Raw genomic sequence first — 15,483 nt, forward strand, 5'->3', positions numbered from 1 at the left:
GGTCCCGCGGCTGATCAGCCGCGCTCGGGCACGCGCAGCATGATCTCCTGCGCCACCGTGGCGAGCAGCTCGCCGTCGCGGGCGTACAGGCGTCCCTGCGTGAGTCCGCGCCCGCCGCGCGCGCTCGGCGACTCCTGCACGTAGAGCATCCACTCGTCGGCGCGCCCGAAGCGGTGCCACCAGATCGCGTGGTCGAGGCTCGCGGTCTTGATGCCCGGCGTCGCCCAGGACAGCCCGTGCGCGCGGAGCACGGACTCCTGGATCGTGAAGTCCGTGAGATACGCGAGCGCCGCGCGGTGCAGCAGCGGGTCGTCCCCGATCGGCCGCCGCAGGCGCGTCCACACCGCCTGCCGGGGCGCGCGCTCCGCGGCCTCGAGGTAGATGTCGCCCTCGACGTGGCGCACCTCGATCGGGTTCGCCCGGATGATGAGGGCGGCCTCCGGACGCCCGCGCACGACGTCGGACGGACCCGGCAGATCCTCGGGCCCGGGCACGTCGGGCATCGGCAGCTGGTGCTCGAGGCCGGGGTCTTCATCCTGGAACGAGGCGATGCCCGAGAAGATCGGCTCGCCGTCCTGGAACGCCTGGATGCGGCGCCGCGAGAACGATCGGCCGTCGTGGATCCGGTCCACGGCGAACGTGAGCGGCTTGCGCACGTCGCCGGGGCGCAGGAAGTAGCCGTGGAACGAATGGGGAGCGCGATCGTCGGGGAGCGTCCGCCCCGCCGCGACGACGCACTGGCCCAGCACCTGGCCGCCGAAGACCCGTCCGCCGGGCATCGGGTGGGACGAGCCCGTGAAGATGTCCTCGCTCGTGCGGGCGCCGGTCTCGCCGAGCGAGAGGACGCGGAGGAGCACGTCGATCGGGTCGGCAGCGGGGGCATCCGGTCGGGTGGCGTCTGTCACCTGCTCAGTCTAGGTTTCGGACGCCTAGGCTTGATCCAGTGACCGCACGCCTCGTCCTCGCAGACGCCCCCACCGCCCAGGATGCCCTGACCTTCGCGCGCCGCGCAGCGAGGACCGGCGACGAGGGCGTGCGGCTGCAGGCGGCGGGCGGCGTGCTCGCCATGTCGACGGCCGCGCTCGCGCCCCGAGGGCTTCTGGACCGCACCCCGACCGTGATCGGGATGCGCGTCGTCGCGGCCGACCCCGAGCTCCAGTGCGACCTGGTGGTGTCGGAGCTCTCCGAGACCGACGACGCCGCCGCGCTGGGCCTGCCGGAGACCGCGCTGGCGCCCGCCTGGGCCGGCATCGCGCCGCCGCGCGCCGGCTGGGAGCCGGTCGGCACGATCGCCGCCGCCACGCTCGCGTCCCGCGCGCAGTGGGGGATCGCCGCGGTCGCGGAGCGGGTGCCGACCGACGCCGGCGAGGACGTGGTCCGCGCCATCCGGGGAGACGTCTGGGGCGCCCCCGACGAGGCGCTGCTCGGCCTGCCGCTCGGCGTCGCGTTCGCCGCGTTCTCGCTCGGCTTCATCGGGGGCGAGGAGGACGCGCGCGTGACGTCGTCGGGCCGATGGACGCGCGTGACGCTGCACCGCGGCCATATCCTCACCCGCGGCCCGGCCGCCACGGGTCTCACCCCCGTGCGCCGCACCGGGAGTTCGCTCTAGCCCGGGCGGCGGCTTCGGGCGTTTCGACTCCGCTCCTTCGTGGCTCCGCTCAACGACCGGAGGGAGGTGTGGGCTCGAACGTGTTGACCATGGCCTGGGCGGCGCGCTCGAGGTAGTCCCAGAGCGTGGCCTCGTGCAGCGGCGACAGGCCGAGCTCGTCGACCGCCTTGCGCATGTGCTTCAGCCAGCGGTCGCGCGCGTCGGGGTTCACGTGGAAGGGCATGTGCCGCATGCGCAGGCGCGGGTGGCCGCGGTTCTCGCTGTACGTCGTCGGGCCGCCCCAGTACTGCTCGAGGAACAGGGTGAGACGCTCCTTGGCTGGGCCCAGGTCCTCCTCGGGGTACATGGGTTTGAGGACCGGGTCCTCCGCGACGCCGCGGTAGAACACGTCCACCAGCTTCACGAACGTCTCGTGGCCGCCCACCGCCTCGTAGAACGTGGTCGACGGGTGCTCGCCGTGGCCCTCGGGCCGGATTCCCATCGTCACAGCGCGGTGTCCTTTCCGTGCGGGTGCGGGCCGTCGCCGTCGGGCGCGAGCTCGGGGGCGTCGGAGGAGGGCGCCGTGTCGTCGACCGGGGCGTCGGCCCCGGCGTCCTCGGCGGCCGGCTTCGTGACAGGTCCCGCGCCGTTCCTGCCCCGGGGCCGCCACGACGGGCGCTCCGGCAGCGGCTGGGGCTCGGTGCGGGGCGGGTTCGCGCCGCGCACGCGCAGCGCGCCGTCGGCGCCCTCGAGCGTGACGGTCGTGAGGGACGGCAGCTCCAGTCCCAGGGCGTGCACGGCGTCGCGCAGGCGCATCCGGAGCTCGCGCGCGACGTCGTCCTTCGCGCTGGGCTTGGCCCGCAGCACGAGCCGGATGCTGAGCGTGTCCCCGTCGACGGACTCGAGCCCCCACACCTCGGGGTGGTCGACGATGCGGGAGCGCCAGCGCGCGTCCTTCGCGAGCTCCTCCGCGGTGGCGAGCAGCGCGTGCTCGACCTCGTCGATGTCGACGTCGGCGGGCAGGCCCAGGTCGATCACGACGCGCGACCAGCCCTGCGACATGTTGCCGATGCGGGTGACCTCGCCGTTGCGGACGTACCAGAGGGTGCCGTTCACGTCGCGCACGTGGGTGATCCGGACGCTGACGAACTCGACGACGCCGGTCGCGAGCCCGAGGTCGACGACGTCGCCGATGCCGACCTGGTCCTCGGCGACGATCAGGATGCCGTTCAGCACGTCCTTGACGATGTTCTGCGCGCCGAAGCCGAGGCCCGCGCCGATCGCCGCGCTGATGAGCGCGAACGAGCCGAGCAGGTTCGGATCGATCGCCTTCACGATCAGGATCAGCGCGATGATGACGATCGTCGTGTTGACGATGTTGTGCAGGATGGAGCCGAGCGTGCGGGTGCGCTGCACCAGCCGCACGGAGGCGAGCGGGGAGCGCTCCAGGGCACGCGTGTCGTCGACCTTGGCGCGGCTCTTGGCGCCGCGGACGATGCGGTCGACCACGCGCCGGATCAGCGAGCGCAGGAGCCACGCGATCAGCGCGCACACCAGGATGATGGCCGCGATGTGGACGAGCTTCCAGCCGATCTCGATCAGCAGCGCGAGCGCCTGCTCGGAGAAGGGCTTGACGTCTTCGGCGGTGTCGGTGGAGATCGTGGGAGTCATCCCCTCCAGCGTATGCGGCGAGCCCCGGCGCCCGCTGTGCGCGGTGCCGGGGCTCGCCGGGAGATCGAGGCGGGTCAGACGACCATCACTCGGCGTCGCGCGCCTGGGCGGCCAGCGCGCGCTCGACGCCCGCGAGGTTCTCGAGCACGATGCGGCGCAGCGCCGCGGGGGCCTCGGGGTTCTCGGCGAGCCAGGCGCGCGTCGCGGTCAGGAGCTCGGCGTCGGCGAGCGGCGCCGGGTAGAGCAGCTCGCACAGGTACTCGGCGATCTTGTACGAGCGCGACTCCCAGATGGGCAGCAGCATGTCGAAGTAGCGCGTCGTGTACTCCGGCAGCAGGTGCCGCGACGCCGGGTGCACGAAGCCGACCGACGCGGCGCGCACGAGCGTGTTCGGCAGCGTGTCCTGCTCGACCAGCGACGCCCACGCCGCGGCCTTGGCCTCGGGGGTGGGGATCGCGGCGCGCGCCTGCGCGGCGAATTCGCCGCCCTTCGCCGTGTTGTCGGCGGCCAGGGCCTCGTCGATCGCGGCGTCGTCGGCGATGCCGCCGGCCGCGAGGGAGACCAGCAGCTGCCACGACAGGTCGGTGTCGATCGCGAGGCCGTCGAGCGCGATCTCGCCCGAGCGGAGCTGCCGGACGGTCTCCCACTGCGCCGGGGTGGACGCGGCGGAGGCGAAGGCCGTCACGAACTGGAGCTGCGCGTCGCTGCCGGCCTCCGCGGCCTGCGCCAGCCGCCACAGTCCCTCGGCGACCTTCGCGCGCGCCGCCTCGCGGCCCTCGGGCGCGACGTACGCGTTCGCGGCGAGCTGCAGCTGCGCGAGCGTGGTGCGGATCGTGGTCGACTCGGTCTCGCGGCCGATGTTGCGCAGCACGAGGTCGATGTAGTCGGCCGCTGCGGACTCGGCGTCCCGGGTCTGGTCCCACGCGGCGCCCCACACGAGCGACCGGGCCAGCGGGTCGGCGATGTCGGCCAGGTGGTCGATCGCCGTCACCAGGGAGCGGTCGTCCAGGCGGATCTTGGCGTAGGCCAGGTCCTCGTCGTTGAGCAGGACGAGCGCCGGGCGGCGGGCGCCCTTGAGCTGGGGCACCTCCGTGAGGTCCCCGTCCACATCGAGCTCGACGTGGTGGGTGCGCGTGAGCGCGCCGTCGACGAGGTCGTAGAACCCGATGCCCAGGCGGTGCGGGCGGATGGTCGGGTAGTCCGCCGGGGCGGTCTGCGTGATCGCGAAGCGCGAGATCGTGCCGTCGGCCGCCTCGTCGATCACGGGCGACAGCGTGTTGACGCCGGCGGTCTCGAGCCACTTCGCGGACCATCCGGACAGGTCGCGCCCGCTGGTCCGCTCCAGCTCGACGAGCAGGTCGCTCAGCTCGGTGTTGCCGAACGCGTGCTTGGCGAAGTAAGCGCCGACGCCCGAGAAGAACGCGTCGATCCCGACCCAGGCGGCCAGCTGCTTCAGCACCGATCCGCCCTTGGCGTACGTGATGCCGTCGAAGTTGACCTGGACGTCCTCGAGGTCGTTGATCTCCGCGACGACGGGGTGCGTGGACGGGAGCCGGTCCTGGCGGTAGGCCCAGGTCTTCTCCATGGCGTTGAACGTCGTCCAGGCCTCGGTCCACTCGGTCGCCTCGGCGGTGGCGATGGTCGAGGCCCACTCGGCGAACGACTCGTTGAGCCACAGGTCGTTCCACCACTTCATGGTGACCAGGTCGCCGAACCACATGTGCGCGAGCTCGTGCAGGATCGTCACGACGCGCCGCTCCTTGACGGCGTCGGTGACCTTGCTGCGGAAGACGTACGTCTCCGTGAACGTCACGGCGCCCGCGTTCTCCATCGCACCGGCGTTGAACTCGGGCACGAAGAGCTGGTCGTACTTCTCGAACGGGTACGGGTAGCCGAACTTCTCCTCGTAGTAGGCGAAGCCCTGGCGCGTCTTCTCGAAGATGTAGTCGGCGTCGACGTGCTGCCAGAGGCTCTTGCGCGCGAAGATGCCGAGGGGGATGACCCGGCCCTCCGAGTTGGTGAGCTCCGAGCGGGTCTCCTCGTACGGCCCCGCCACGAGCGCCGTGATGTAGGACGAGATGCGCTGCGTGGGCGCGAAGCCCCACGTGGCGTTCTGGCCGTCGTCGTGGGGGATCGGCTCGGGCGTCGGAGCGTTGGAGACGACCTTCCATCCGGCGGGGGCCGTGACGGTGAACTGGAACGTCGCCTTGAGATCGGGCTGCTCGAACACCGCGAACATCCGGCGCGAGTCCGGCACCTCGAACTGCGAGTACAGGTACACCTCGTCGTCGACGGGGTCGACGAACCGGTGCAGGCCCTCGCCTGTGTTCGTGTAGAGGCAGTCCGCGTCCACCACCAGCTCGTTCTCCTCCTCGAGCTGGTCGAGCTGGATGCGGGAGTCGTGGAAGACGGCGGCGGGGTCGAGCTCGCGGCCGTTCAGCGTGATCTCGCGCACCTCGCGCGCGATCAGGTCGATGAAGGTGGACGCTCCGGGGGTCGCCGCGAATCGCACGACGCTGCGCGATCCGAAGATCTCCGCGCCCTTCGTGAGGTCGAGCGAGACCTCGTAGGAGCGCGTGTCGACGACGGCACGGCGCTCATGCGCTTCGATGCGGGTGAGGTTCTCTCCAGGCACTGATGAGCTCCCGTGGGATCTGGGTCGGGGGGGTGCGGCCGCCCGTGGTGCAGGCGGCAACTGGTCAAGCCTACGTCGTCGGGCCCCTGCGCTCACGGAAGCCGGATGCGCCGCGTCCCCGGACTTCTACAAAGGTGAGAAAATGGAGCACGTGAACGAGCAGCGCGACGAGACCCAGACCACCGCAGCGACCCTCGAGCAGCGAGGCCCGCTGTTCGCCTCGGCGGCTGCATCGTCGGGGGAGCCGTTCATCGAGACGCCGGTCGCGTACGACGCGATCCTCCTCGCCAGCTTCGGCGGCCCGGAGGGGCAGGACGACGTCATCCCGTTCCTGCGCAACGTCACGCGGGGCCGCGGCATCCCGGACGAGCGGCTCGAGGTCGTCGCCACGCACTACCGTCATTTCGGCGGGGTCAGCCCGATCAACGCGCAGAACCGAGCGTTGAAGGCGGCCCTCGAGGCCGAGATCGCGCGTCGCGGGCTCGACCTCCCGGTGTACTGGGGCAACCGGAACTGGGCGCCGTTCCTCGACGAGGCCGTGACGGCCGCGGACGCCGCGGGCGATCGCCGCCTCCTGGCGATCGCCACCAGCGCCTACAGCTCGTTCTCGAGCTGCCGCCAGTACCGCGAGGACTTCGCGCGCGTCCTGACCGAGACGGGACTGGGCGATCGCGTCACGATCGACAAGGTCCGTCAGTTCTTCGATCACCCGGGATTCGTTCAGCCGTTCGTCGACGGCGTCGAGGCGGCCGTGCGTGGGTTCCTCGCCGACGGCGTGGCCCCCGAGCGCATCACCGTGCTGTTCTCGACCCACAGCGTGCCGATGCAGGACGCGGAGCGTTCCGGCCCGCGCGACGTCGACTGGGGCGAGGGCGGCGCCTACGCTGCCCAGCACTTGGCCGTCGCGGAGGCGGTCATGGCCGACATCGCGCAGCGTCTGCCGGAGGCCGCCGACGTGCCGTGGAAGCTCGTCTACCAGTCCCGCTCCGGCCCCGCCTCGCAGCCGTGGCTCGAGCCGGACATCAACGACGTGATCGCCGAGCTGCCTGACGCGGGAGCCGAAGCCGTGGCCATCGTGCCGCTGGGGTTCGTGAGCGATCACATGGAGGTCATGTGGGACCTGGACAACGAGGCGATGCAGTCCGCGGCGGATGCGGGCATCCGCGCGGTGCGGACGCCGACGCCCGGGGTCGACCCCGCATACGTGTCAGGGCTGGTCGACCTCGTGGAGGAGCGTCTGCGGGGCACACCCGTCTCCGAGCGCCCGCACCGGACCGCGCTGGGGCCGTGGTTCGACGTCTGCCGTCCAGGCTGCTGTGAGAACGTCCGCGCCGGATTCAAGCCCGCGGCCGCGGGCATCCTGCCCTGATTCGAGTCAATAGGATCGTCCCCATGCGCATCCACATCGCGACCGACCACGCCGGCCTCGAGTTCTCGACCCAGCTGCAGCACCACCTCGCCTCCCAGGGGCACGAGGTCGTCGACCACGGGCCGATCGAGTACGACCCGGTCGACGACTACCCGGCGTTCTGCATCCGCGCGGCCCAGGCGGTCGTGAGCGACCAAGCGGCGGGCGTCCCCGCGCTCGGCATCGTGTTCGGCGGCTCCGGGAACGGCGAGCAGATCGCCGCGAACAAAGTCGCGGGAGTGCGCGCGGCGCTCGTGTGGAGCATCGCGACGGCCGAGCTCGCCCGCGAGCACAACGACGCCAACGTGATCGCGATCGGCGCGCGGCAGCACTCGTTCGACGACGTGGTGCGCTTCATCGACCGCTTCATCGAGACGCCGTTCTCGAACGACGAGCGTCACGTGCGCCGCATCGCGCAGATCGCCGCGTACGAGACGGACGGGACGCTCGAGCCCGACCCGCGCGCGGCCTGATGCCCGAGGGCCATTCCGTCCATCGCATCGCGCGGCAGTTCGCACGCAATTTCGTCGGCCGGCCCGTCACGGCATCCAGCCCGCAGGGACGCTTCGCCGCGGGCGCGGCCGAGCTCGACGGGCGCGTGCCGACGCAGGCGCGCGCGGTCGGCAAGCAGATGTTCCTCGAGTTCGACGGCGACGTCTGGCTGCGCGTGCACCTCGGGCTCTACGGGGCGTGGGACTTCGCGGGCGAGATCCTCGTCGACCCGACGATCGCGGCGGCCAACGGCCGGATGGGCCAGACCAACCAGCGCGGCACGGACCTCGCCGCACCCGACGACGCGCCCGTCTTCGACGACGCGGGGGAGAACTCGCTCGCGTCGATCGGCGCCCCTCGCCGCACCCGCGTGCACGTGCGGATGTCGGAGCAGACGAAGGGGCTCGACGAGGCCGACGGCCTCGAGGCGCCCGACGCCGAGTGGCCGCCGCCCGTCGTGGGCCAGGTCCGGCTCCGCCTGATGACCGACGTCACGTGCGCCGATCTGCGCGGGCCGACCGCGTGCGTGGTCGAGACCCCGGAGCAGGTCGACGCCGTGATCGCGCGCCTCGGACCGGATCCGCTCGTGGGCGACCCGGTCGAGAACGAGGAGCGGTTCGTGCGCGCCGTGCGGCGGCGGAACGTCGCGATCGGTCAGCTGCTCATGGACCAGGCCGTCGTCAGCGGCATCGGGAACGTGTACCGGGCCGAGATGCTCTTCCGCGCGAACCTCGATCCGCACACCCCGGGCAGGGCGATCCCCGAGGAGGTCGTGCGCGGGCTGTGGCGCGACTGGGCGGGCCTGCTGCGGATCGGCGTCGAGACCGGGCAGATGATGACGATGGACGGCCTCGAGGGGGACGCCTGGCGGCGCGCCATGGCCCACCGCGACGACCGCCACTGGGTGTACCACCGCGCGGGGCTGCCGTGCCGGGTGTGCGGCACCGAGATCGTGCTCGAGGAGATGCAGGCCCGCAAGCTGTACTGGTGCCCGCGCTGCCAGCGCTGAGCGCCGCCGTACGATCGGTCGCATGCGCCAGAACCCGAGCTTCGCGTTCACCGATGTGGGCGAGCTGAGACGGCTGATCGACCGGAACCCGTGGGTGACGCTCGTCAGCGACACGGATGAGGGCCTCGTGGCCTCCCACTACGCCGTGCTCCTGGACGACGCGCGCGACGACCTCACGATCGTGGGGCACGTCGGCCGGCCCGACGATGCGATCCACGGGCTCGGGGAGCGGGAGCTGCTCGTGGTCGTCCAGGGGCCGCACGGCTACATCTCGCCCGGCTGGTACGGCGACGGCCCGGCGGTCCCCACATGGAACTTCGTCTCGGCGCATCTCGCCGGCGTCCCCGAGATCCTGAGCACCGAGGAGAACCTCGCGGTGCTCGACCGGCTCGTCGCTCGTTTCGAGTCACGCCGCGACGACCCGCGGCTGATGTGGGAGCGTCCGAACGACCGCGACTTCGTCGAGCGGCTCGAGCGCGGCACCGTCGGCTTCCGCCTGACGCCGACGCGCGTGACCGCCAAGCGCAAGCTCAGCCAGAACCGGCCCGACGAGGTCGTGGAGACGATCATCGGCGAGCTGGCGGGCGACGGCCCGTTCCGCAACCCTGCGCTGGCCGAGGAGATGCGCCGGAGCCAGGACGCGCGCGCGGCCGCGAGGGCCCGCGCCGAGGAGGAAGCCCGATGACGGCGGCGCGTGGCGCCCGCGTGGACGTGATCTCGGATGTCCGGATCGCAGGCGAGGGCCGCGAGCTGCTTCCCCTCGCGGCGATCGATCCCGGCGCCCGGTACGACGTGCACCTCGCCCACGGGATCATCGCCGACATCGCGCCCGCGGGCGCCCTGCCCCGGCGCGGCACGGTGCTCGACGCGGACGGCGCGTGGCTGATCCCGGGGCTGTGGGACCACCACGTGCACGTGCTGCAGTGGGCGCTCGGCCTCGAGCGGGTCTCGGTGAAGGACGCCGCGTCGCCCGCCGAGGCCGCGCGGCTCGCGGCAGCCGCGCCGGTGCGCTCCGACGGGCGCCGGATCGCGGTCGAGATGCGCGACGCGCTGTGGCCCGAGCCGCCGTCGACCGCGGCGCTCGACGCCGTCACGGGCGACGTGCCGACCTACCTGCTCAACCTCGACCTGCACTCGGTGTGGATGAACTCGGCCGCGCTGCGGCGCGAGGGGATCGCGTCGGACGGCGTGGGCGTCGTGCGCGAGGAGGCGGCGTTCGCGATCGCCCGGGTGCTGAACGACGTGCCGGTCGCCGACGGGGACGCGGCCGTGGCGCGCGCGGCGCAGGCGGCGGCCGGGCGCGGCCTGGTCGGGCTCGTAGACCTCGACATGACGTGGAACGAGGACCCGTGGCGTCGCCGGCTGGCCGGCGGGTTCGACGCGCTGCGCGTCGACTTCGGCATCTACCCGCAGCACCTCGACCGCGCGGTCTCCCTGGGCCTGCGTTCCGGGGATCCCCTCGACGCGTCCGAGCTGGTGCGGGTCGGCCCTCTGAAGGTCATCACGGACGGGTCGCTCGGCACGCGCACGGCGGCGTGCTCGCACGGCTATGCCGACGACCCCGCCAACCACGGCGTGCTCACGGTCGGAGACGACGAGCTCGTGGAGCTCATGACCGCCGCGACCGCGGCCGGGATCGGATGCGCGATCCACGCGATCGGGGATGTCGCCAACACGCGCGCGCTCGACGCCTTCGGCGCGACGGGGGCCGTCGGCCGGATCGAGCATGCGCAGCTCGTGCGCCATGCCGACCTGGCGCGGTTCGCGCGTCTCGACGTGGGCGCGAGCATCCAGCCGGCCCACGCAGTCGACGACCGCGACCTCGCCGACGAGCTGTGGCCGGGGCAGACCGCCTTGGCGTATCCGATGCGGTCCCTGCGCGATGCGGGCGCGAACCTGCTGCTGGGCTCGGACGCGCCGGTCGCGCCGCTCGACCCGTGGGCGTCGATGGCGGCCGCGGTGTTTCGGACCCGTGACGGCCGGGCGCCGTGGCGCCCGGAGGAGCGTCTCGATCCGGCGACGGCCCTGGCCGGCTCGACATACGGCGGCTCGCTGGCGGGCGCGCGCATCGAGCCGGGCGCTCTTGCGGATCTCGCGGTCGTCGCCCACGACCCGCTGACGGCTTCGGAGCCGGACCTGAGGACCATCCCGGTGCACGCCACGATGATCGCGGGGCGCCTCACCCACCTCGCCTGAGGGCGGCGAGCACACGACGAAGGCCCCGGACGCGTCCGGGGCCTTCGTCGTGGAGGCGGCTTACTCGGCGATGTGGGCGACGAGGAACCAGCGGTCCTTCTCGAGGCCCGCCTTGATGCCGATCGCGATGTCCTGGCTGGTGAGGTCGATCTCGTCCAGGCCGTCGATGGCGGCCTGGAGGTCGGCGATCACCTTGTCGATGTCCGCGACGACCGCGCGGATGACGTCGCCCGACTGCGCGAAGCCGGCGGACACCGCCGTGCCCGCGCCCTTCTGGGCGACGGCCTCGAGTCGTGCGTCGATCGGGAGGCCGAGCGCGACGATCCGCTCCGCGGCCTCGTCCGCCCAGGCGCCGGCGTGCTCGACGAGGGTGTCGAGGAACTCGTGCACGCCGATGAAGTTCGCGCCGCGCACGTGCCAGTGCGCCTGCTTGCCGTTGACCGTCAGGGCCTGCAGGCCGAGGACGACGGGGGAGAGGAACTGCGAGGCGCCCGCGGCGACGGTCGGGTCGGCGGCAGTGGTCGAGATGGTCTGGTTCTTGCTCATGACGTTCCTCCGGTTGATGGCTCAGGTGCCTTCTACGTAGCTCCAACGCTACTCACGCCACGGCATTCCGCAAGCAAGTGAAGGCTGGGCTAATTACCGCTTCACCGGGGGAAAGCAAGGCTATCCATACCTCGGGTGGGCGCACGTCGCGCTTGCCGCCCCCGGATGGATGCCCCGCCTCGCTCAGGCGGGGACGATGTGCGCATCCGGGCCGGGGAACACCAGGCCCTCGTGTCCGTCCGCCCACCGCACCAGGTACGGCGGCTCCCCGTCGGCGCCGCGCACCTCGAGCACCACGGCCTCACGGCGGTGCTGCTCGGCGGTGTGGCCCTCGACCACCAGTCGATCTCCGCTCTTCGCGCCCATGTGCGACCTCCCGTCATCTTCGAATGGGCCTGTCTCCACGATGCTCCGAAGGGCCGGTCCAGGCAAGGGCCCGGAGGCGCTCGGGCGCACGAGGGCCTAGCATCGGCCTCATGCCGGTCTCGACGCTCGCCTCGATCCTCCCGCTCGACGACGACGTGCCCGCCCTGCACCCCGACGCGTTCGTGGCGGACGGGGCGCGCATCGTCGGCGCGGTCGCGCTGGGCGACCGGGCGAGCGTCTGGTACAACGCCGTGGTGCGCGGGGACGTGGAGTCGATCACGATCGGGGCCGGGAGCAACCTGCAGGACAACGTCTCGGTGCACGTGGATGCCGCGAATCCGGTGGAGATCGGCGAGCATGTGTCGGTCGGGCACAACGCGGTCGTCCACGGCTGCACGATCGGCGACGGCTCGCTCATCGGCATGGGCAGCGTCGTGCTCTCGGGCGCGGTGATCGGCGCCGGAAGCCTGGTCGCGGCGGGCGCGGTGGTGCTCGAGGGCACGGAGATCCCGCCGCGGTCCCTGGTCGCGGGCGTGCCTGCGAGGGTGCGCCGGGAGCTCACGGACGAGGAGGTCTCGTCCCTGCGCGCCAACGCGGAGCGCTACGTCGCCCACGCCGAGCGGCACGGCTCGGCGCTGAGGGGGAGCTGAGCGGTCTCAGCCCGCGACGAGGTCGTGCGCGAGATGCGCGGCCTCGGCCCGGTTCGACGCGCCCAGCTTGCGCAGGATCGCCGACACGTGGACGCTCGCGGTCTTGCCGCTGATGAACAGCCGCTCGCCGATCTGACGGTTGCTCAGCCCGGCGGACACGAGCTCCAGCACCTGACGCTCGCGCTCGGTGAGGCCGTCGGCGGGAGTGCGTGAGCCGTCGCGGAGCAGGCCGCTGGAGCGTCCGAAGCCGAGGGCCGCGTCGCGCACCGCCAGCACGCCGAGCGCCTCGGCCTCGTCGACGGCGTGCTGGAGCGTCTCGCGCGCCGCGGCACGGTCGGCGTCGGCGAAGCGCGCCTGGGCGAGCCGCAGCCGGCTGTACGGGCGCACGAGGACGGGCAGCCGCTCGTCCGCGGCCGCCGTCGCGGCGGCGTCCCAGGCTGCGGCCGTCTGAGCGAGCTCGGCCTCGATGAGAGGGCGCCAGGCCGCGTGGGTGGGCCACCACGCGAACCGGTCGAGGATCGCCCGCAGGGCGGCCGGGGCACCATCCGCCGCATCGGCGTCGACCGTGCCCTCGCCCGCGCGCGCGATGACCCGGGCGACGCTCCAGCCGAAGGGCGGCACGTGCCCCGGATGAAGGCGCTCGGGATCCGCGGCGAGCAGCGCCTGCGCGTGGCGCCAGGCCGCGGCCACGTCGTCGGTCGCGAGCGCGACCTCGGCCGACACGTGGCTCACGGTCAGCCTCGACTGCAGCTCGAAGGCTCCCGTGGACGCGAACATCGCGAGCGACCGCTGCAGGGTCTCGTGCGCGCCCTCGGCGTCGCCCCGCCACAGCTGCAGCCAGGCCTTCCCGCGTGCCAGATACGAGCGCGAGGTCGACGGCGGGGCGACCTGAAGGGACCGGTCCAGCAGCTCCGCTGCCTCGTCCCAGCGGCCGAGCGCCATGAGCGGGTCCACCGCGTTCGAGGCGAGCACCATGCCCGATGTGCGGTCCGCGCCGAGCCTGCGCGCGGCGACCATCCCCTCGCGCGCGATGTCCAGCGCCCGCGGGAACTCGCCCAGGTGGAACGCGAGATCGGACGCGTTGACCCAGTACCGCAGCAGCGCCGTGCCGTCCTCGCCCGCGAGCTCGCGCGCCCGCTCCAGACCCGTGATCGACTCCTGTACGCGCCCCAGATGACCGTGGCACAGCGCGGCGATGTTGACGCCCACGGACTCGAGCCGCCGTGCTCCCGCCGCATGCGCGAGCGCCGCGCCCTCGGTCGCGAGGGTGAGCGCATCCTCGTCGTCGCCGTTCAGCATCAGCCGGCCGGCGAGCGAGATCATGACGTCCGCGCGCATGGTCTCGATGCCGGGCTGCGAGGCCAGCCCGTCGAGCGTCGCGAGCGCCGCGCGATACGCCTCGACGGCCCCGGGCCTCGCGATCTGCGCGAGACCGCGACCCTGGTTGTTCAGCAGCCGCGCGTGATCCAGCGTGCCCGGCGGGCATTCCGCGAGAGCGGACCTCAGCACCGCGAGCGAACGCTCCACGTCGCCGGCGTTGCGCAGATACGTCGCCGTGCGCCCCATGAGCTCGAGGCGGGACATGCCGCCGGTCGCCTCCGGATCGTCGACCACGTCCCACAGCGAGAGCGCGCGCTCGGCGTGCTGCGCCGCCGACGCGTAGCCCATCGCGGTGCGCGCCTCGCGCATCGCGCGCAGCCAGGCGGGGAACGCGCGGCGCGCGTCGCGGGCGCCGGACCAGTGGTGGGCGACGGACGCGGCGACCGGCCGCCCGCGACCGGCGCAGGCCTCGTACTCGAGCGCGTAGCGCTCGTGCAGCGCTCCCGCTCGCCGGGCAGGACGTCGTCGAGGATCGCCTCCCGCACGAGGGCGTGCCGGAAGCAGTAGCCGGTCTCGGTCGCGAGGATCACGCCGGACGCCACCGCCTCGCGGATCGCGGGTTCGATGTCGTCGGGCTCCGCTCGGAGCACGGCGGCCAGGAGGTCGTGGTCCACCTCGACGCCCCCGACGGCGAGGTGGCGCGCGATCCGCTGGGCCTCTTCGGACAGGCGCTCGTAGCGCACGAGCAGGAGCTCGCGAAGGCCCTCCGGGAGCTGGGGCGCGCCGTCGCGGCACCCGTCGAGGTCGACCAGCTCCTCGATGTAGAAGGGGACCCCGTCGGTGCGCTCGAGGAGCGCGTCGACCTCGGCCTCGGCGGGCGGGGCGCCCGTCAGGGCCTGCATGAGGAGCCGTGTGCCGCGGCGGTCCAGCCGCGCCAGCTCGACGCGCCTCGCGCGCCGGTCGCGGGCGAGTTCGGCGAGGAAGGGCCGCGCGACGTGCCCGCGGCCGATCTCGTCGGAGCGGAAGGAGACCAGCAGCAGGACGCGGGCGTCCGTGAGTGCACGGGTGAGGAAGCGCAGCACGGCGAGGCTCGCCGGATCGACCCAGTGCAGGTCCTCGATCACGAGCACGACCGGCGCATCCGCGGCCGCGGCCTCGAGCAGCAGCGCGATCGCCTCGTGCAGTCCGCCCGGCGCGGCCGGGGCGCCCGCGTCGCCGAGTTGCGGGAACAGGCCCTGCAGTGCACGATGACCGCCCGCTCCGACGACCGCGCGCAGCTCGTCGCCGTGCTCGATCGCGAGCGGCCGAAGCGCACCCGCGATCGAGGTGTAGGCCTCGCCGGCGCCGCCGAGGTCGACGCAACGCCCCACGAGCACGCGCGCCTCGCGGGCGTGGCGCTCGAGGAACTCGGTCACGAGGCGGGTCTTGCCGATGCCGGCCTCGCCGCCCACGACGACCGTGCGCGGCTCGCCCGCGGCGACCTCCGAGAGGGCGGCCGCCAGCTCCGCGAGCTCGGTGTCGCGCGCGACGAGATCGACTGTGTGCGGTCTCACCTCTTCATGGTCGCACCGGCCGCCGACATCGGCGCCGGCCGCGGCGACG

At 72.9% G+C, this 15,483-nt stretch carries 15 protein-coding genes; 7 read left to right on the forward strand and 8 right to left on the reverse strand.

Going from position 1 to position 15,483, the window contains the following annotated elements:
• Positions 1-14 precede the first annotated feature (14 nt).
• Positions 15-905 carry an acyl-CoA thioesterase gene (locus ASD19_RS08795; RefSeq protein ID WP_055991314.1) on the reverse strand — a complete coding sequence of 297 codons (891 nt, stop codon included), beginning with the start codon at positions 903-905 and terminating at the stop codon, positions 15-17.
• Between the two features lie 38 nt (positions 906-943).
• Here ASD19_RS08795 and ASD19_RS08800 point away from each other — a divergent pair, with 38 nt between their 5' ends.
• Positions 944-1,609, forward strand: a complete 666-nt coding sequence (locus ASD19_RS08800) for a hypothetical protein (RefSeq protein WP_055991317.1) — start codon at positions 944-946, stop codon at positions 1,607-1,609.
• Between the two features lie 49 nt (positions 1,610-1,658).
• On the opposite strand, the gene ASD19_RS08805 is transcribed toward ASD19_RS08800, so the two are convergent.
• The 3 genes from ASD19_RS08805 to pepN form a co-directional block, all read right to left on the reverse strand.
• Complete coding sequence (locus ASD19_RS08805; protein ID WP_055991320.1) at positions 1,659-2,090, reverse strand: globin; 432 nt, start codon at positions 2,088-2,090, stop codon at positions 1,659-1,661.
• A 2-nt stretch (positions 2,091-2,092) separates the two neighbouring features.
• Complete coding sequence (locus ASD19_RS08810; RefSeq protein ID WP_082543104.1) at positions 2,093-3,259, reverse strand: mechanosensitive ion channel family protein; 1,167 nt, start codon at positions 3,257-3,259, stop codon at positions 2,093-2,095.
• 85 nt (positions 3,260-3,344) lie between these two features.
• Positions 3,345-5,894, reverse strand: coding sequence for an aminopeptidase N (gene pepN, locus ASD19_RS08815; RefSeq protein ID WP_055991323.1), 2,550 nt, complete (start codon positions 5,892-5,894; stop codon positions 3,345-3,347).
• 142 nt (positions 5,895-6,036) lie between these two features.
• Here pepN and ASD19_RS08820 point away from each other — a divergent pair, with 142 nt between their 5' ends.
• Genes ASD19_RS08820 through ASD19_RS08840 form a run of 5 tightly spaced genes read left to right on the forward strand, consistent with a single transcriptional unit; the run spans position 6,037 to position 10,999 of the window.
• On the forward strand, positions 6,037-7,263 hold the full coding sequence (locus tag ASD19_RS08820; RefSeq protein WP_134745492.1) for a ferrochelatase: 1,227 nt from the start codon (positions 6,037-6,039) through the stop codon (positions 7,261-7,263).
• 23 nt (positions 7,264-7,286) lie between these two features.
• Positions 7,287-7,775 carry a ribose-5-phosphate isomerase gene (locus ASD19_RS08825; protein ID WP_055991326.1) on the forward strand — a complete coding sequence of 163 codons (489 nt, stop codon included), beginning with the start codon at positions 7,287-7,289 and terminating at the stop codon, positions 7,773-7,775.
• Positions 7,775-8,803 carry an Fpg/Nei family DNA glycosylase gene (locus tag ASD19_RS08830; protein WP_055991329.1) on the forward strand — a complete coding sequence of 343 codons (1,029 nt, stop codon included), beginning with the start codon at positions 7,775-7,777 and terminating at the stop codon, positions 8,801-8,803. The genes ASD19_RS08825 and ASD19_RS08830 overlap by 1 nt, the downstream gene beginning before the upstream one ends.
• 22 nt (positions 8,804-8,825) lie before the next feature.
• The gene (locus tag ASD19_RS08835) at positions 8,826-9,488 is read left to right on the forward strand and encodes an FMN-binding negative transcriptional regulator (RefSeq protein WP_055991332.1); all 663 of its coding nucleotides are present in this window, start codon (positions 8,826-8,828) and stop codon (positions 9,486-9,488) included.
• Entirely contained in the window at positions 9,485-10,999 is a 1,515-nt protein-coding gene (locus tag ASD19_RS08840; protein WP_055991335.1) for an amidohydrolase, read from the forward strand. The genes ASD19_RS08835 and ASD19_RS08840 overlap by 4 nt, the downstream gene beginning before the upstream one ends.
• A 60-nt stretch (positions 11,000-11,059) precedes the next feature.
• On the opposite strand, the gene ASD19_RS08845 is transcribed toward ASD19_RS08840, so the two are convergent.
• Together ASD19_RS08845 and ASD19_RS08850 are read right to left on the reverse strand one after the other, a co-directional pair.
• Entirely contained in the window at positions 11,060-11,545 is a 486-nt protein-coding gene (locus tag ASD19_RS08845; protein WP_055991338.1) for a Dps family protein, read from the reverse strand.
• 183 nt (positions 11,546-11,728) lie between these two features.
• Positions 11,729-11,911: a DUF1918 domain-containing protein gene (locus ASD19_RS08850; RefSeq protein WP_055991341.1), complete on the reverse strand. Its 183-nt coding sequence runs from the start codon at positions 11,909-11,911 to the stop codon at positions 11,729-11,731.
• Positions 11,912-12,021: 110 nt separating this feature from the next.
• Between ASD19_RS08850 and ASD19_RS08855 the strand changes: the two genes are divergently transcribed.
• Positions 12,022-12,561 (forward strand): gamma carbonic anhydrase family protein, encoded by a 540-nt coding sequence (locus ASD19_RS08855; RefSeq protein WP_055991344.1) that lies wholly within the window; start codon positions 12,022-12,024, stop codon positions 12,559-12,561.
• Positions 12,562-12,567: 6 nt separating this feature from the next.
• On the opposite strand, the gene ASD19_RS14930 is transcribed toward ASD19_RS08855, so the two are convergent.
• The gene (locus ASD19_RS14930) at positions 12,568-14,145 is read right to left on the reverse strand and encodes a LuxR C-terminal-related transcriptional regulator (RefSeq protein WP_156377160.1); all 1,578 of its coding nucleotides are present in this window, start codon (positions 14,143-14,145) and stop codon (positions 12,568-12,570) included.
• Positions 14,064-15,434, reverse strand: a complete 1,371-nt coding sequence (locus ASD19_RS14820; protein ID WP_162246658.1) for an ATP-binding protein — start codon at positions 15,432-15,434, stop codon at positions 14,064-14,066. The genes ASD19_RS14930 and ASD19_RS14820 overlap by 82 nt, the downstream gene beginning before the upstream one ends.
• Positions 15,435-15,483 lie beyond the last annotated feature (49 nt).

The sequence above is a fragment of the Microbacterium sp. Root53 genome (assembly GCF_001426925.1).
GTDB lineage: Bacteria > Actinomycetota > Actinomycetes > Actinomycetales > Microbacteriaceae > Microbacterium.